At 52.7% G+C, this 17,884-nt stretch carries 17 protein-coding genes; 11 read left to right on the forward strand and 6 right to left on the reverse strand.

The window, feature by feature from the left end; genetic code table 11:
* From aroG to G3I67_RS02605, 3 genes are all read right to left on the reverse strand, one after another.
* On the reverse strand, positions 1-1,074 hold the full coding sequence (gene aroG, locus G3I67_RS02595) for a 3-deoxy-7-phosphoheptulonate synthase AroG (RefSeq protein WP_163651383.1): 1,074 nt from the start codon (positions 1,072-1,074) through the stop codon (positions 1-3).
* 272 nt (positions 1,075-1,346) lie between these two features.
* Positions 1,347-2,807, reverse strand: a complete 1,461-nt coding sequence (gene tldD, locus G3I67_RS02600) for a metalloprotease TldD (RefSeq protein WP_163651384.1) — start codon at positions 2,805-2,807, stop codon at positions 1,347-1,349.
* A gap of 105 nt (positions 2,808-2,912) precedes the next feature.
* A complete protein-coding gene (locus tag G3I67_RS02605; protein ID WP_163651385.1) occupies positions 2,913-3,725 on the reverse strand; it encodes a carbon-nitrogen hydrolase family protein in 813 nt (270 codons plus the stop codon).
* Between the two features lie 202 nt (positions 3,726-3,927).
* On the opposite strand from G3I67_RS02605, the gene G3I67_RS02610 reads away from it, so the two are divergent.
* Positions 3,928-4,296 (forward strand): H-NS histone family protein, encoded by a 369-nt coding sequence (locus tag G3I67_RS02610; RefSeq protein ID WP_163651386.1) that lies wholly within the window; start codon positions 3,928-3,930, stop codon positions 4,294-4,296.
* 311 nt (positions 4,297-4,607) lie between these two features.
* Here G3I67_RS02610 and G3I67_RS02615 read toward each other — a convergent pair whose 3' ends face one another.
* On the reverse strand, positions 4,608-5,594 hold the full coding sequence (locus tag G3I67_RS02615) for a Bug family tripartite tricarboxylate transporter substrate binding protein (RefSeq protein WP_163651387.1): 987 nt from the start codon (positions 5,592-5,594) through the stop codon (positions 4,608-4,610).
* Positions 5,595-5,733: 139 nt separating this feature from the next.
* The gene (locus tag G3I67_RS02620; protein WP_163651388.1) at positions 5,734-6,570 is read right to left on the reverse strand and encodes a TauD/TfdA dioxygenase family protein; all 837 of its coding nucleotides are present in this window, start codon (positions 6,568-6,570) and stop codon (positions 5,734-5,736) included.
* Positions 6,571-6,678: 108 nt separating this feature from the next.
* On the opposite strand from G3I67_RS02620, the gene pepN reads away from it, so the two are divergent.
* Both pepN and G3I67_RS02630 read left to right on the forward strand, forming a co-directional pair.
* Positions 6,679-9,399 (forward strand): aminopeptidase N, encoded by a 2,721-nt coding sequence (pepN, locus tag G3I67_RS02625; RefSeq protein ID WP_163651389.1) that lies wholly within the window; start codon positions 6,679-6,681, stop codon positions 9,397-9,399.
* Positions 9,400-9,514: 115 nt separating this feature from the next.
* Positions 9,515-10,528: a class 1 fructose-bisphosphatase gene (locus G3I67_RS02630; RefSeq protein ID WP_163651390.1), complete on the forward strand. Its 1,014-nt coding sequence runs from the start codon at positions 9,515-9,517 to the stop codon at positions 10,526-10,528.
* 196 nt (positions 10,529-10,724) lie between these two features.
* Here G3I67_RS02630 and G3I67_RS02635 read toward each other — a convergent pair whose 3' ends face one another.
* Complete coding sequence (locus G3I67_RS02635; protein ID WP_163651391.1) at positions 10,725-11,714, reverse strand: quinone oxidoreductase family protein; 990 nt, start codon at positions 11,712-11,714, stop codon at positions 10,725-10,727.
* Positions 11,715-11,814: 100 nt separating this feature from the next.
* Between G3I67_RS02635 and G3I67_RS02640 the strand changes: the two genes are divergently transcribed.
* The 8 genes from G3I67_RS02640 to G3I67_RS02675 all read left to right on the forward strand — a co-directional run bounded on the left by G3I67_RS02640 (position 11,815) and on the right by G3I67_RS02675 (position 17,756).
* A complete protein-coding gene (locus tag G3I67_RS02640) occupies positions 11,815-12,546 on the forward strand; it encodes a YebC/PmpR family DNA-binding transcriptional regulator (RefSeq protein WP_163651392.1) in 732 nt (243 codons plus the stop codon).
* Positions 12,547-12,550: 4 nt separating this feature from the next.
* Entirely contained in the window at positions 12,551-13,834 is a 1,284-nt protein-coding gene (gene purD / locus G3I67_RS02645; RefSeq protein WP_163651393.1) for a phosphoribosylamine--glycine ligase, read from the forward strand.
* Positions 13,835-13,898: 64 nt separating this feature from the next.
* The gene (gene hemF, locus G3I67_RS02650; RefSeq protein ID WP_311197036.1) at positions 13,899-14,795 is read left to right on the forward strand and encodes an oxygen-dependent coproporphyrinogen oxidase; all 897 of its coding nucleotides are present in this window, start codon (positions 13,899-13,901) and stop codon (positions 14,793-14,795) included.
* On the forward strand, positions 14,792-15,400 hold the full coding sequence (nadD, locus tag G3I67_RS02655) for a nicotinate (nicotinamide) nucleotide adenylyltransferase (protein ID WP_163651450.1): 609 nt from the start codon (positions 14,792-14,794) through the stop codon (positions 15,398-15,400). The genes hemF and nadD overlap by 4 nt, the downstream gene beginning before the upstream one ends.
* Before the next feature lie 2 nt (positions 15,401-15,402).
* Positions 15,403-15,879 carry a ribosome silencing factor gene (gene rsfS / locus G3I67_RS02660; RefSeq protein WP_163651395.1) on the forward strand — a complete coding sequence of 159 codons (477 nt, stop codon included), beginning with the start codon at positions 15,403-15,405 and terminating at the stop codon, positions 15,877-15,879.
* A gap of 24 nt (positions 15,880-15,903) precedes the next feature.
* Complete coding sequence (gene rlmH, locus G3I67_RS02665; protein ID WP_163651396.1) at positions 15,904-16,374, forward strand: 23S rRNA (pseudouridine(1915)-N(3))-methyltransferase RlmH; 471 nt, start codon at positions 15,904-15,906, stop codon at positions 16,372-16,374.
* 43 nt (positions 16,375-16,417) lie between these two features.
* Positions 16,418-17,014 (forward strand): Maf family protein, encoded by a 597-nt coding sequence (locus tag G3I67_RS02670; protein WP_235931619.1) that lies wholly within the window; start codon positions 16,418-16,420, stop codon positions 17,012-17,014.
* 100 nt (positions 17,015-17,114) lie between these two features.
* Positions 17,115-17,756 (forward strand): M48 family metallopeptidase, encoded by a 642-nt coding sequence (locus tag G3I67_RS02675; protein WP_163651397.1) that lies wholly within the window; start codon positions 17,115-17,117, stop codon positions 17,754-17,756.
* The last annotated feature ends 128 nt before the right edge of the window (positions 17,757-17,884 follow it).

The following is a 17,884-nucleotide window of genomic DNA, read 5'->3' on the forward strand; positions in this document are numbered from 1 at the left end:
TTATTTACCGGATGTATTGATTGCACGGCGGCGGTCTTTAACAGATTGAGCCAAAACCTCGAGGACCGCAACCGAGCTGTCCCAATCGATACAGCCATCGGTGATACTCTGGCCGTAAGTCAACGGTTGACCCGCCACCAGGTCCTGGCGCCCCGCAACTAGGTTACTTTCGATCATGAGCCCCATAATGCGCAAATCGCCTTTTGCGATCTGACTCGCGACATCCTGACAGACTGCAGGTTGATTTTCGGGCTTCTTGTTGCTGTTGGCATGGCTTGCATCGATCATGACACGCTGCGCCAGGCCGGCCTTGGCCATGTCCACACATGCTGCCTCAACACTTTGCGCATCATAGTTAGGCACCTTGCCTCCACGCAGAATCACGTGACAGTCTTCGTTACCGGCGGTCGACACAATTGCGGAATGACCGCCTTTGGTGACCGAAAGAAAATGATGGGGATGCGATGCAGCCTTGATCGCATCGACGGCAATGCGCACATTTCCGTCCGTGCCATTTTTGAAACCCACTGGGCAAGACAGTCCCGAAGCCAGTTCGCGATGCACCTGGCTTTCGGTGGTGCGAGCGCCAATCGCGCCCCAGGACACAAGGTCCGCGATGTATTGCGGGGTAATCATGTCCAGGAATTCGCAACCGGCCGGCAAACCCATCTCGTTGATTTCGAGCAACAAGCCACGCGCGATGCGTAAACCCTCATTAATGTTGAAACTGCCGTCCATGTGCGGATCGTTGATCAGCCCCTTCCAGCCTACGGTGGTGCGTGGCTTTTCGAAGTAAACCCGCATGATGATTTCGAGTTCGCCGCTAAAGCGGTCGCGTTCGGCTTTGAGGCGACGTGCGTAATCAAGTGCAGCCTTGGTGTCATGTATGGAGCATGGCCCGATCACGACGGCAAGACGATCATCCATGTTATGCAGGATGCGATGCACGGATTGCCTGGCATCATGCACCAGGGATGAAACCTGCGAGGAACAGGCAAACTCGCGCATGGTGTGCGCGGGCGGCGCCAGCTCTTTAATTTCTCGGATGCGAAGGTCATCGGTATTATGGGACACAACAGACTCCTGAAAGCGAACACGTATCGGGTAAAAAAAAACCGCCAGCTTGGCTGGCGGTTTCGGGTATTGGTTTAATCAGATCAAATGCAACCAGCCCTTCGCCAGCGAATGGGTATATCCATACTTATAAAATCGTTCGCCCAAGGCAATACCGGCAGAGCGGGTCGCGTCAGGCAAAGTATGGATAAGGAGGGCTTGTTTATTCATATTCGCTCTACTCTACCATGAAAATCAGGTCATCGTGCACAGTTCCGGCTCATCCGACACCACTAGGCCGTGCCACCCACCGTCAAGCCGTCCATTTTGACTGTCGGCATGCCAACGCCAACAGGGACGCTTTGCCCTTCCTTGCCGCAAGTGCCAACCCCGCTATCGAGTTTCAAATCGTTGCCGACCATGCTGATGCGGCTCATGGACTCCGGACCATTGCCGATCAAAGTCGCCCCCCTGACCGGATAGGTGATTTTGCCGTTTTCGATCATGTAGGCTTCTGAGGCGGAAAACACGAATTTTCCGCTGGTGATATCCACCGAGCCCCCGCCAAAATTTGCGGCATAAATGCCCTTTTTGACCGAAGAAATGATCTCTTCCGGGGTTTTATCTCCGGCAAGCATGAAAGTATTGGTCATCCTGGGCATGGGAAGGTGCGCAAAGGATTCTCGTCGACCATTGCCGGTGACTGCGGTTTTCATCAGGCGCGCATTAGTGGTGTCCTGCATGTAGCCCCGCAAAATCCCGTCTTCGATCAACACGTTACGCTGCGTCGGATTGCCTTCATCGTCAATATTCAGGGATCCACGGCGCCCCTGGATCGTGCCGTCATCAACGACCGTGACGCCCTTGGCAGCAACCTTTTCGCCGATCCGACCGGAAAACACACTCGAACCTTTGCGGTTGAAATCGCCTTCAAGTCCGTGCCCGACAGCTTCATGCAAAAGAATGCCCGGCCATCCCGATCCGAGCACCACCGTCATTTCGCCGGCGGGCGCAGGTCGTGCTTCGAGATTCACAAGCGCCTCGTGCACAGCGCGATCGACATAATTTCTCAACACCTCATCGGTGAAGTACTCCAGCCCCGTGCGCCCGCCCCCACCAGCGCTACCCGTTTCGCGGCGACCATTTTTCTCGACGATCACGTTCAAGGATAAACGCACCAAAGGACGCACATCGGCAGCCAGGCGTCCATCGCTGCCTGCGATCATGACCACATCGTATTCCATGCCCATGCCGGCCATCACCTGAATCACATGAGGATCTTTGGCGCGGGCCATTTTCTCGATCTTTTCGAGCAAGGCGACTTTTTCGGGGGCGGTCATGCTTTGCAACGGATCCACGGGCAAATACAAATTGGACCCGGGCGTATGGTCATCGCCGGTGCGGACATGAATTCGACCCTTACCTTGCCTGGCGATACTACGCACCGCACGTGAAGACGAAAGCAATGCCTCGGGCGATAAAGCATCCGAATAGGCAAAAGCCGTTTTTTCGCCGGCCACGGCACGCACTCCAACGCCTTGATGAATCGAGAAGCTTCCGGTCTTGACGATGCCCTCTTCCAGGCTCCAGCCTTCGCTGCGCGTATATTGAAAATAAAGATCCGCGTAGTCGACTTTATGCGTGAAAATTTCGCTCAAGGCGCGCGCCATATCGGATTCAGTCAACCCCCAAGGGTCGAGCAAAAGGTTTTTGGCGGTCACAAGCGAGGTACTACCGGGATCGATCAGATTCATTTAGCTCAAGCGTCAAACAAATATGGAACAACCGAATCGATAAGTGATTCGGGCGCTAACATCCAGCATTCATGGATGCATAAACAGAAATCAGAGCATGCTCTATCAAAGCACACGATGCTTGAGTGCCGGCAACGCCTGCCTGACTTCACTTAATCGTATGGGGTCTATCGTACCGCTTACAACCCCCTCCTGCTCATCCAAAACGGATATCACTTCGCCCCAAGGGTCGATCAACATCGAATGACCCCAGGTTTTACGTCCGTTTGCATGCACCCCGCCTTGGGCGGGGGCCAGCACATAACACTGATTTTCGATGGCCCGGGCACGTAGCAAGACTTCCCAGTGTGCCTGACCGGTTGTGTAAGTAAAAGCAGATGGCACCAGAATCAAATCAACCTGCCCCAACGCCCGGTACAACTCCGGAAACCTCAGGTCATAACAAATAGACAATCCAATATCCGCAATGGGCGTATCGACCCGTTGAATCGACGCCCCCGCGACTATGCCCCGGGATTCATCGTAATTTTCCGCGCCGCGGGAGAAACTAAACAAATGGATTTTGTCGTAACGGGCGATTTGTTCACCCTCGGGATTAAATACTAATTGAGTATTCAATACCTTATCTTGCACAGGCGAAACCAGCGGAATACTCCCGCCGGATAACCAAATTCCGTGCTGACGGGATTTATCCGATAAAAACTTCTGTATGGGTCCGTCACCTGGAGTTTCAGCAATTTTTAGTTTATCGGTTTCGTTTTGACCCAATAAACAAAAATATTCCGGCAGCGCAATTAACCGTGCCCCGTCCGATGCGGCCAGATCAATCAAACGTCCGGCAGTTTCAAGATTCTCAGACAAGGATATTCCCGTAACCATTTGAATTGCCGCGACTTTTAAGGATTCTTTCATATGCATGTCAATTTGGAAATAATATTTTTATCTAATCAGGCCTGATTAATTATGATTAAATTGTCCAGTTTAAAAAAATATCTGTCGTGAATAATATATATTTAGTCGTTCATGAGATATTATTATGAAAGCGTATTATTTATTAATACGTTTTCTGATTCCAAAATAAACAATTCAACGATTCAAAATCCATAAAGGTTATACATACATGGCACGCCAAAATTACGCGTCTTTACAAGCAAAAATCAATAAAGAAATCGAAAGACTGCAAAAACAGGCGCAGGTTCTTCAGAGCAAGAGCCGTAAACCTGTCATCAACTCGATCATTCGCTCGATGAAAGAGTACAACATTACTCCTGAAGAAATTGCAGCAGCCTTTGGTCGTAAATCATCAGGCGCGGACAAACCAAGCTCATCCAAGGCACCAAAGGCTCCAAAGACAACGGCGAAAAAGCCTGTTGCGGCAAAGTATCGCCATCCCGAATCGGGCGCAACCTGGACCGGTCGTGGCAAAGCACCTTTGTGGGTGGTGGAGGCCGAGAAAAACGGACAGCCTCGCCAGCAGTTTCTGATTTAAATATCGATTTTTCTTAATTAGATTCCGTCTAATTAAAATCCAAATGCACCAGATTCAGGTAGTTAGATACCTTCACCAATCTGGTGCATTTTTTCATTTTGAAATATTTTGAATCAAAAATAATAGTTATACAAAATCAAGATCCTTCAATTAAAAACCAAATCGTTTCCAGTAACAATTTGAACCAGGTGGTTTCAACTAAATTAATTAATTTTGTAAAAAAATTTCGTAATGAATTGATTTAATTGGTAAAAATTAAATCAATTCATACAAGAAAATTACTAAAATCAATACCGATTCTCGTAAATCGATTAATCGATTTTGGCTCCCGAGTCTTTAACAGCCTGTCCCCACTGCGCCATATCCTTGTCGACAATTTTCTGAAAATCGCCCAAAGAGGTCTTCATGGGTGAAGCTCCTTTGCTTGCAAACTGTGCGACAACGGCAGGATCTTCAAGCACTTTATTAATTTCGGCGTGAATTTGCTTGGTTAACGCATCGGGCGTGCCGGAGGGTACAAAAAATGCAAACCAGGCATCTAGCGCGAGAGCCGGCAAACCAGCCTCCGCAAATGTTGGAACATCAGGCAAAGCGGCCGACCGTTTGGTGGCAGACACAGCAATCGGCCGAACCTGCCCCGCCTTGATTTGCCCCATGACAGAGGGCGCGCTGGCAAACGTGCCTTGCACTTCGCCGCTCATCACGTCGGTGAGCGAGGCAGCCACGCCCTTGTAGGGGACATGCGTCGTTTTAATGCCCGCGTCCTTATCCATCATGTTGTCGAGCAAATGAGCGACTGATCCATTACCTGAGGATGCGATATTGACCTTACCGGGATTAGCCTTGGCATAGGCAACAAAATCGGCAACCGATTTGATCGGCAGACTGGGGGTGATCACCATGACGAAGGGCAAGGTCGCAAGCGATCCCAAAGGCTTAAGGTCTTTGGCGGTATCGAATGGCATGTTCTTGTACAAGGCGGGGTTAATTGCGTGCGTACCCGAATAGCTCATCAGCCAGGTTGTCCCGTCAGGCTGCGACTTGGCAACGATATCGCTGCCGATATTGCCGCCGGCACCAGGACGGTTTTCAACCACAATATTGGCACCCCAACGCTTGGACAATTCGGATGCCATGATGCGGGCGAGTGAATCCGATGCCCCTGCCGCCGTCTGGGGCACAATGATTTTGATGGATTTACCCGACAGTTCGGATGGCATCTGCGCTTGGGCGCCTGTCATCATGCCCAGTGTAATCAGCAAACAGGCCATTCCAGATAAGCCTTTGAATATATTCATTTTTTAATCCCAAAACCTCATCTTCCAAATAAAAATATCCGGAAATATTAAAAATAAAGAGTAGATGAATGAAGACGAAACGACACGATGGATGCGATCATCCATCGTATGCACGTCAACCAACCCGAGGGATAGAGGGTCAGCGGGGTTTATCGCCCTTGAGCGTCACTCTGTGAAGCAGACGCTTGTAGCCATGATAATCGTTGATTGGATTATGCAATACGCAGCGGTTATCCCACAATGCAATCGAACCAACTTCCCAACGGAAGCGGCAAGTAAATTCGGGCCTCACCTGGTGTGCGTATATGTAATTCAGCAAAGGCTCGCTTTCTTCCTGGGTCCAGCCAACAAAATGCGTTGTGTGACCGGGGTTGACGTAAAGAGCCTTGCGCCCGGTTTCGGGGTGCGTTCTCACCACAGGATGCTCAGCGGACAATTCCGTACGTGCTTTGTCGGTCGCGGAGTCCTCGAGCCGATCCTCACGTGTTTTAGTGACGGCAGCCTTGGCCGAAGAGTTCACTGCTTTCATGCCGTCGAGCATTTCTTTGAGGCCCGGCGACAAGGCATCGTAAGCCGCATAATTGCTCGAAAACATCGTGTCGCCACCATAGGGGGGCAATTCACGCGCGATCAGCATCGTGGCGGTCGGTGGAGTTTCGAGATACGTGGTGTCGGTATGCCAGACCCCGCCGAAATTGGTTTTTTCATGCGGCAACTTCAATACCGGAATGATCAACGGAAAATCGGGCAACCCTTTAACAAACGGATATTCGATCACTTCGCCAAAACGCTTTGCGAACTCCAGATAGGGTCCAGACTCAAGCGGCTGGTTTCGGAAAAACACCACGCCGTGCTCAAGCCAAGCCTGACGAATCTGTGCGATCAACGCATCACTGACCGGTTCAAGCAGATTGACTCCGTGAATCTCGGCTCCCACCGAACCGGATATCGGTTTAACTTCAAGTTTTATGCTCATTTATACATTCGCCCCTTATGCTTTTCATTTAATGATAGGGCAAAAATGAGGTCGTTGGCGTCGGCAAGCGACAAATTACAATGTACGGAATTGAATTGGACATCTCCCATGCACAACGAAACCGACACGACCATTCATCGTCAGGACTATCAACCCTACCCTTTCCGGATACCGACAGTCAGGTTGAGCTTCGAACTCAATGCGGATCAGACCTGGGTCAGTTGCACGCTCGAGGTTCAACGCAGAGTCGACGAACTTGGCGAGACGGCCGCGACTGCGGATCTGGTGCTTGATGGCGAAGAACTGTCCCTGATCTCCATCCACGTCAATGGTCTGGTGCAGACATCTAAAAATTATGTTCTGACAGATCGCACGCTGACTTTACTGAACCTGCCAGATGAGGCAGAAGTGACGATCGTCAGCACATGTCGCCCGATCAAAAACACAACCTTGTCAGGGCTGTACGTATCGGGTGAAAGCATGTTCACGCAATGCGAGGCGCAAGGCTTTAGACGCATATGCTGGTTTGCCGACAGACCCGATGTAATGTCCGAATACTGGGTCACCCTTCGCGGCGATCGCAAGCTTTATCCGAACATGCTGTCAAACGGCAACCTGATTCATCAACAGGATTTATCTGAGGGGCTGCACGAGTCCCAGTGGCATGACCCCTTCGCCAAGCCCTGTTACCTGTTTGCCCTGGTGGCCGGCAATTTCGCATGCCGCGAACACATGACCAAGACCGCGTCCGGACGCGATGCCCTGCTGCAGATCTATAGCGATCAGGGAACCATCAACCAAACCGCCTGGGCCATGGAGTCGCTTGAGCGATCGCTGCGATGGGATGAAGACCGGTTCGGTCTGGAATTGGATCTTGATCGCTTCATGATCGTTGCGGCGCGCGATTTCAACATGGGCGCAATGGAAAACAAAGGCCTCAACATCTTTAATGCAGCTTATGTTCTGGCCGACCCGAATACGGCGACCGATGCCAATTATCAAGCCATCGAGGCGGTCATCGGACATGAGTATTTTCATAACTGGACCGGCAACCGCGTCACCTGCCGTGATTGGTTTCAATTAAGTCTGAAGGAAGGTCTGACGGTTTTCAGAGATCAGGAATTCACTGCCGACATGATGGCGCATGGATTGCCAGCGAATGAAGCTGCCAGTGCTCGGGCCAATAAACGCATCGATGACGTGATTGCGCTGCGCAACGCCCAGTTTCCGGAAGATAGCGGCCCGATGGCGCACCCGATCCGTCCGGAAAGCTATCAGGAGATCGGCAATTTTTATACCGCCACCGTCTACGAAAAAGGCGCCGAAGTCATCCGCATGATGCACACGCTTTTAGGCGAAAAGGGATTTCGGGCCGGCATGGACGAATACTTCAGGCGTCACGATGGCCAGGCCGTGACATGCGATGACTTTGTCAGCGCCATGCAATGGGCCTACGAGCGTCAACATCCGGGCAACCCCGAGATCAACCTCGAGGTGTTCAAACGGTGGTACAGCCAGGCTGGCACGCCGCGCGTGCATGTCATGATGGACTACAACGCCAATACTAGGCAGTGCCACCTGACGATGACGCAACGATGCGCTCCGGTCGGTGTCGAAAAGCAAACCAATCTGCAAAAGTTGCCTTTCCATATCCCGGTGTTGATCGGACTGCTGGATGCCAATGGCAAAAACATGCCCTTGAAGCACAATGGACAAACCGTCGGCACCGTCATGCTCGAGTTACTGCAGGAATCACAGTCCTGGACATTCGATGACATCGAATCTGCTCCAACGCCCTCTTTGCTACGCGATTTCTCGGCGCCCGTCATTATCGAATACGACTACACCGATGCTCAACTCGCGTTGCTGTTGGCACACGACCGTAACGCCTTCGCGAGATGGGAAGCCGGACAGGAGCTCGCCTCCAGGCAAATCATCCGCCTAGCCAAGGCGTGGAGAGAAACAGGGCGATGCAGCTCGATCGATGCCGTGTTCATACAAGCGTGGAAATCGATCCTGCAAGACGCCAGCCTGGATGCCGGTTACCGCGCCCGCGCGCTCGCCTTGCCCTCGGACAAAACACTCGAAGCGCGCATGTCGCCAATGGATCCACTAGCGATCGCACATGCGCGACAAGCCATGCGGATTCAACTTGGCCAGGCCTGCGCGCATGAACTGCTTGCCGCGTATAAGGACAATGTCACGCCGGGAGCCTATTCCCCGGCCCCGGGACCATCAGGCAAGCGGGCACTCAAAAACCTGGCGCTGGCCTATCTGCTTGCTGCACAAAAGCAGGATGCCTTGTTGCTGACCCTGATGCAATTCAACCATGCCACTAACATGACGGACCGGATGGCCGCCCTGGCGGGCCTTGCCCAGCAAAGTGATTCCGAGGATGCCAGTGAAGCAGTCGTGGGCTTTTTCGAACAATGGCAGCATGAGCCGCTGGTGATCGATAAGTGGTTCGCGGCTCAGGCCACTTCAGTTTTGACCACTGTTGAGCGCGTGCGCGGCCTCATGGCCCACCCCGCCTTTACTTTACGAAACCCGAACCGCGCGCGGGCGTTGATATTCCAGTTCTGCATCAATAATCCGACCGGATTTCACGCCGAAGACGGAAGCGGATACATTTTTTGGGCAGATCAAGTATTGGCCCTGGATGAAATCAATCCTGAGATCGCTGCACGCCTGGCGCGCGCCATGGACCAGTGGTCGCGCATGATACCGACCGCGTCCAAACTGATGCAGTCACAATTGCAGCGGGTAGCCTCGCACCAGGGCATTTCGCGCAACACCCTTGAAATTGTGTCCAAGGCTCTATCGCTCTGATGACCATAGGCGAGAACCGTTGACAAGTCTTGTTACTAGGTTACGCTGCACAACCGTTAAACTGACGCTATCCGCTATCCATCCCTTAACAACTCATCCCTGAACCTGTATCGATATGAAACGTAAAACTCTCACGCAATACTTGGTTGAGCAACAACGCTCTGCCCACGCCCTGAGCGCTGAAGTGCGACTGCTGATAGAAATCGTCTCGCGTGCCTGTAAGTCCATCAGCCATGCGGTTAGCAAGGGAGCGCTGGGTGGAGTGCTAGGCAGTCTCGAATCCGAAAACGTTCAGGGTGAAGTGCAGAAAAAACTCGACGTGATGTCCAACGAGGTCTTGCTTGAAGCCAACGAATGGGGCGGACATCTGGCTGCCATGGCGTCCGAAGAAATGGAAACCATCCACCGAATTCCGAACCGCTATCCCAAAGGCGAATTTCTGTTGCTGTTTGATCCGCTTGATGGCTCGTCGAACATCGATGTAAACGTATCGATCGGTACGATATTTTCTGTCCTGCGTGCTCCGCAATCGGCCTCGGGGCGCGAAGTGACTGAAGAGGATTTCCTGCAGCCCGGCAGCACTCAAGTTGCAGCAGGCTATGCGATTTACGGCCCACAGACCATGCTCATCCTCACGATCGGCAACGGTGTAGTGGGGTTCACGCTGGATCGCGAAATGGGTTCATGGATCCTGACGTCCGAAAACATGCAGATCCCTGCCGACACAAAAGAATTCGCTATCAATATGTCGAACATGCGCCACTGGGCGCCACCGGTTAAGCGGTATATCGACGAGTGTCTGGCCGGTAAAACCGGTCCGCGCGAAAAGGACTTCAATATGCGCTGGATCGCCTCCATGGTGGCCGATGTGCATCGCCTGATAACACGCGGCGGTATCTTCATGTACCCGTGGGACTCGCGTGAACCCAACAAGCCCGGCAAACTTCGCCTGATGTACGAAGCCAACCCGATGAGCATGCTGGTCGAGCAAGCCGGGGGCGCCGCAACTGACGGCAATCAGCGCATTCTGGACATTCAACCGACATCTCTGCACCAGCGTGTTGGCGTGGTGTTGGGATCGAAGAACGAGGTCGAACGCGTCACCCGCTATCACCACGAAACGAAGTGATTTATTTGCAAAGATAACGGCATTAGCCAAAATCCTCACAAGGGACAAATAAAGTATCCGGCTATAAATATTTTTTCAAAAAGAAAGCACGATTAAAAAAGCGCGATTGCACTTCAATGCAATCGCGCTTTTTTTTGACTAGCCTGACAACTATCTACCGCATCAAAATCGATGGATAGTCGCCCGATCGTGATCCTTAATCCAGCGTGAAAACCGTCGCGCCGGTAGTCTTGCGGGCAGCCAACGCAATTTGCGCGTCAGCTGCCTGAGCCAGCGGATAACGCTGATCGATGCGCACCTTGATTTTCTTTTTCAAGACCAGATCGAAGAGCTCGTCTGCAGCCGCTTGCATTTTTTCGGCCGTGTTGACGTGGGTGCCCAAGGTTGGACGCGTGACATACAGCGATCCCTTGGTAGCCAGAATGCCTAGGTTCACGCCATCGACCGGACCGGAAGCATTGCCGTAGCTAACCATCAGACCACGTGGTTGCAAACAGTCAAGCGATGCCAGCCAAGTGTCTTTACCTACGCCGTCATAGACGACCGGAACTTTTTTGCCCTTGGTCAGTTCCATCACGCGCTCGACTACGTTTTCTTTCGAATAATCAATGACTTGCCAAGCGCCGTTGGCTTTGGCTATGACGGCCTTCTCGGGGCTCGAAACAGTGCCGATCAGCTTGACGCCCAGGGCTTTTGCCCACTGGCATGCGATCAGGCCCACGCCACCGGCGGCTGCGTGAAACAGAATTGTTTCGCCACCTTGCAGGCGGTACGTCTGACGGAACAGATACTGAACGGTCAAGCCTTTAAGCATGATCGCAGCCGCTTCTTCGAAGCTGATGCCCTTGGGCAGATGCACGACTTGCGCGGCTGGCACGTTGCGCGCCTGGGCATATCCACCCAGGGGGCTTTGACCGTAGGCCACGCGATCACCTACCTTGAAGCGCTTTTTAGCCAGCTTGCCGACAGCGGTCACGACGCCTGCGCCTTCAGCACCCAGGCCATGAGGCAACGGCTGTTTGTAGAGACCTTCGCGGAAATAGATGTCAATGAAGTTCAAGCCGGCGGCATGCTGCTGGATCGTGACTTCATTATCGGCCGGTGCCGAAACTTCGACATCAACTAACTTCAGAACTTCGGGACCACCATTTTGCTCGATGCGGATGGCCTTGACGACTTGACTCATGAGTGCTCCTGAGAATGATTTTGGACGATCAAAAACAGGACAAGTTTATCTCTTGCACAAGGTAAAATGGCGGATTATTCAGACAAAATTGCAGGGAATTATGGCTGGACACAGCAAATGGGCCAATATTCAGCACCGCAAGGGGCGTCAAGACGCCAAGCGCGGCAAGCTATGGACCAAAATCATTCGCGAAATCACCGTCGCCGCACGTGCAGGCGGACCGGATCCGGACTCGAACCCGCGTCTGCGTCTGGCCTGGGACAAGGCTAATGCCGCAAATATGCCAAAGGACAATGTCCAGCGTGCCATCACCAAAGGCGTAGGCGGGGCCGATGGATCGAACTTCGATGAAATCCGTTACGAGGGTTATGGCTTGGGCGGCGCAGCGGTCATCGTCGATTGCATGACCGACAACCGCACCCGGACTGTTGCCGATGTGCGTCACGCGTTTTCCAAAAACGGTGGCAATCTAGGTCAGGAAGGATCGGTTGCTTTCATGTTTACGCATTGCGGGCAATTTGTCTTCGCACCTGGCACCTCGGAAGACCAGGTGATGGAAGTCGCCCTGGATGCCGGAGCAGACGATGTCACGACCGATGAGGAAGGCGTGATCGAAGTGGTCTGTCCTGTGTCGCAGTTTGCGGCTGTGCGTGATGCGCTGGCAGCCAAAGGCTTGACGCCTGAAATGGCCGACATCGTCATGAAGCCCAACAACGAGATCGAACTCGCGGGAGACGACGCCATCAAGATGCAGAAACTTCTCGATGCCCTCGAAGCACTGGATGATGTGCAAGAGGTCTACACCAACGCAGTGATGGATGAACAAGGCTAATCTGATGAAACTTCTAGTGATTGGCTCTGGTGGTCGCGAACACGCTCTGGCATGGCGCCTGTCGCAATCGATGCGGGTCGCACACGTCTACGTGGCGCCGGGCAATGGTGGCACAGCGCTCATGCAAAAAGCCTCGAACATCTTGATCAGCGATCCGGCGGCTTTAGCCGAATTCGCCATCAGCAACCATATTGCATTTACTGTGGTCGGTCCCGAGGCTCCACTTGCGCAAGGCATCGTGGATGTGTTTCGCGCTAAAGGGCTCAAAATATTCGGGCCGACCCAGGCCGCCGCACAGCTCGAAAGCTCGAAAGACTTCGCCAAAGCGTTCATGGTTCGCCACAATATTCCAACGGCCAAATACCAGACCTTTACCGATCCCTTATCGGCACATGTCTACATCGACAGCGAAGGCGCACCGATCGTCATCAAGGCCGATGGTTTGGCTGCAGGCAAAGGCGTCGTGGTCGCGATGACGGCCGCCGAAGCGCATCAGGCTGTCGATGCCATGCTGGGTGACGGATCGATGGGCACTGCGGGCGCACGCGTGGTGATCGAGCAATGTCTGCTCGGCGAAGAAGCAAGCTTTATCGTGATGTGCGATGGCAAGCATATTCTGCCTATGGCCACCAGCCAGGATCACAAGCGCCTCAAGGATGCCGACCAGGGACCTAACACCGGCGGCATGGGCGCATACTCCCCTGCTCCTGTGGTCAGCGACATCATTCACGCGCGCGTGATGCGCGAAGTCATCGAACCAACGATTCAGGGTATGCAGGCTGATGGCATCCCTTTCACGGGTTTTCTGTATGCGGGTCTCATGATCGGTGATGGCGACGATGCGACGCGATCGATCAAAGTGCTCGAATTCAATTGCCGCATGGGCGACCCCGAAACGCAGCCGATTATGATGCGGGTGCAAAGCGATATGGTCGATGTCTTTGAACACGCAGTGAACGGTACTCTGGATCAAGCCAAAATAGATTGGGATCCGCGCACAGCGCTGGGGGTTGTGATGGCGAGTGCGAACTATCCGTCGACCCCTCGTTTGGGCGATGTGATTACCGGCATTCCAGCTGCACGTTCCGACTGCGTGGTGTTTCACGCAGGGACTATCCTGAAAGACGGCGTATTGAGTACATCTGGTGGACGAGTGCTTTGCGTGACAGCCCTGGACGACTCGGTTCGTGCGACACAACAGCGTGCGTATGAAGCCGTTCACGCAATCAAGTTCGATGGTGCCCAGTTCAGGTCCGATATCGGCTGGCGCGCACTTGGGCCACGTTAGGACGAATGGCGTGAATACCGACTCCACCTCAAACCACACAGCCCTCGCAGATGGCCAGGTCGATATCCCGGCGGTTCATTCGTATCTGCTGTCCCTGCAGCAAAACATCGTCAGTGCGCTCGAGAAGATTGAAGGTGCGCCATTTCAGCGCGATGAGTGGAAGCGCGACGAAGGCGGTGGCGGGATTTCGCGCCTGATCGAGGGCGGGCATGTATTCGAACGCGCCGGCGTATTGTTCAGCCATGTGATGGGCAAGACGCTACCTCCGTCGGCCACAGCACACAGACCCGGTGTTGCCGGAAGGCCCTGGGAGGCCATGGGCGTATCCATGGTGCTGCACCCGCGCAATCCTTACATCCCGACCACGCACATGAACGTCAGGATGTTCGTCGCTAAGGCGCAACCCGGTACGGATCAGAAGGATATCTTCTGGTTTGGCGGTGGCATGGATTTGACCCCCTATTATGTGTTCGAGGAAGATGCGCGGCATTTTCATCAAGTGAATAAAAACGCACTGGATATGCATCGTGCCGATGCCTACCCCGAATACAAAAAATGGTGCGACGAGTATTTCTTCCTCAAGCATCGCAACGAAACACGTGGTGTGGGTGGCGTATTCTTCGACGACTTGTCTACCCCGGGTTTCGATGGAGCCTTTGCGCTGACTCGCTCTGTGGGCGACGCGTTCCTCGATGCCTATCTGCCGATTGTCCAAAAGCGATTGAACACGCCTTACGGCGAGCGCGAACGCGACTTTCAGGCTTATCGCAGAGGCCGGTACGTCGAATTCAACCTGGTCTTCGATCGCGGAACACTGTTCGGCCTGCAATCCGGTGGCCGCACCGAATCGATTCTATTATCGATGCCGCCAATCGTGACCTGGCGCTATAACTGGCAAGCCGAACCCGGATCCGCGGAAGCATCACTGAATCAATATTTGAAACCTAGGTCGTGGGTCTGATGCGCATCGGACTTCTTGGCGGCAGCTTCGATCCGGTACACATTGCCCATATTGCATTGGCGTGCAAGGCCTTGTCCGAACTGTCTCTTGACCAGGTGCAACTGATTCCGGCGGGACAGCCCTGGCAAAAGGCGGCTTTAGGCGCCCAACCCGAACATCGACTTGCCATGCTCAAGCTTGCGGTCGGTTCGACTGAAAAAATAGTCATCAATCCGGTTGAAATCAATCGTGGCGGCCCCACCTATACAATAGACACTGTGATGGGTCTGCCCGGCGGTAACGATTACTTCTGGATACTCGGGGCTGATCAGCTACAAAATTTCTGTAGTTGGCGGCAATGGTACGATATTGCCCAGCGCGTGCAGTTAGTGGTTGCAGAGCGCCCCGGATCACATTCCGTTGCCCCTGCCGAGCTCACCGCCTGGATGCAGCATCATCGTAAACCTTTGATTCACCTTCCGTTTGAACCACTCAATGTTTCGGCAAACGAGATCCGTCGCCGGATTGGGAATAACGAAACGATCAGCGAGCTCATTCCCGAACCCGTTGAAAACTATATCTCTGCTCACGGTCTTTATCGTCGGCATCAGTCTGACAGGACATAAAAATGGACATTACAAAACTACAACGCGCCGTGGTCGACGCACTTGAGGACGTGAAAGCTCAGGATATCCAGGTTTTCAACACCACGCATCTCACCAGCCTTTTTGATCGCGTCATCATTTGTTCGGCCACATCGAATCGCCAAACGCGATCGCTCGCCAATAGCGTCTGCGAAAAGGTCAAGAGCATCGGCGGCGAAGTGATCGCAACAGAAGGCGAAGACACGGGCGAATGGGTGTTGGTCGACATCGGCGACATCGTCATTCACATCATGCAGCCGGCGATTCGTGCGTACTATCGACTTGAAGAAGTCTGGGGTGGCAAACCCGTGCGCTTGAAGCTGTTGCCCGAATCCACACGCCCAGCGGTCGTGTCGTCAGACACCAAGTTCGACCCGATGGCCATGCGTGAAGAATCGACTGGTCGCCGCGAGGTCACGCGCACGACACGCCCACCCCGCTCACCACGCTCGACACGCTAATCCATTGAACAGGGCGATGATGACATGAAAATTTTCATCATCGCTGTCGGCGCGCGCATGCCAAACTGGGTCGAAACGGCCTGGGATGACTACGCAAAAAGAATGCCCGCTGACTGGCAGGTGACTCTCAAAGAAATCAAGCCCGAGCCTCGCACAAGCGGCAAGACACCCGCACAAATGATGGCTGCCGAAAGCAAACGCATTCAGGCTGCCATCCCCGAAGGTGCGATTCGCATCGCGCTCGATGAAAACGGACGAGACTACTCCACCAAAAAATTTTCCGATGTCATGCAAAGCTGGCAAGATCAAGGTCAGTCTATCGCCATCATCATCGGCGGTCCTGATGGTTTGGACGCAGAACTAAAAGCATCTTGTTCAGGCATGATTCGATTGTCATCCATGACCATGCCCCACCCACTTGTCCGAGTTGTATTGATCGAACAAATCTATCGGGCCTGGTCGATACTGGTGAACCATCCATATCATCGGATTTAAAAAGGGTCTAAATTAGGAAGGGTCTAAATGAGAAGGGGTCTAAATGAGTTCAATGATTTACCTTGCGTCCGCCAGTCCCCGCCGGCATCAATTGCTTCTTCAAGTCGGAGTTGAGCATGAAGTGATTGATGTACCTTCCCCTCCTGGCGAAGATGAGCCTCGCCATTCAGGTGAAACTCCTTTGAACTATGTACAAAGAACAGCTAAAGACAAAGCGCACAGAGCCAAAATCTGGTTAAGCGCTCAAGACCAGCAAAGCTACGATTGCAATCGTCCGGTTCTTACTGCAGACACGACAGTTGCGCTAGGTGATGATGTATTGGGCAAACCGATCGATGCTAATGATGCTTCACGTATTTTGTCTTCGCTATCTGACTGCGAACATATCGTCTATACGGCAATTGTATTAAGCACGGCAAATCGTGAATGGACCGCACTGTCAAAATCGATCGTCACGTTCGGAAAACTTTCAGCTCAAGACATCAGTGATTACATCGCAACCGGAGAGCCATTCGGCAAAGCCGGTGCCTATGGCGTACAAGGTTACGCAGCGAAATTCATACAAAAAATCGAAGGTAGTTACAGCGGAATCATGGGATTACCTCTGTATGAAACAGCACAATTACTAAAAAACTTGTGAGACATTTGCAATCATGCACATGACGCTTAAGAGAATCATGTTGTATTGTCTGGTGGCATGTCTAGCCGGATGTGCGTCGTCTAATCGAAAATCAACGGAAATGACGGTATCTATCCCGAACGAAGACTGGTGGAATCGAGCAACTACAAGCACAGACAACTCAACCAGGAATCTGGCTCAAGTTCGCAAAAGAATGCAAAACGTGAGTGGACTCAGTTACTCGATTGCGGTTACTCGAGAAAAAGAAATCAATGCATTTGCAGTTAACGAAGATGGTCGTACGCTAGTCATATTTACGACAGGCTTTCTGGATGAGTTCGGAAACGATCAGGATGTGCTTGCGACCACGCTCGGGCATGAACTGGCCCATCACAAATTAGGCCACACGGATAAATCACGCCAGGAAAGCGTCGCCTTTGCGCAAAGCGCAACAAGCTTTGTACTCGGGACGGTTGCAAATATATTCGTGCCGTTTAGCGGCATGTTGGTAAGCCCTGCCGTTAAAACCGCCACCCTGACATTTAATCGCGAGGACGAACGCGATGCCGATGCACTTGGCATGCAATGGGCTATGCAGGCGGGCTACTCACCTTGCGGTAGTTACCGTTTTGCAAAAAGAATGACGGAATTGGGTCAAGGCACAGCGGTGACTTTTTTATCGACGCATCCGGTAAATACCGAGCGGATGGAAAATGCCGATACAGTTGCGAAACAAAAATACAAGATGAGCTGTGTGAAGTAACTTTCCTACTCCCCAAAGACAAACCCCCGCAAGCTGATAGCATGCGGGGGTTTGAGGTGTAAGAGCTTGACGATGTCCTACTTTCACAGATGTACATCCACTATCATCGGCGCTAAGGTGTTTCACGG

This window comes from Sheuella amnicola (assembly GCF_010499255.1).
In the GTDB taxonomy this organism is placed as follows: Bacteria; Pseudomonadota; Gammaproteobacteria; order Burkholderiales; family Burkholderiaceae_B; genus Zwartia; species Zwartia amnicola.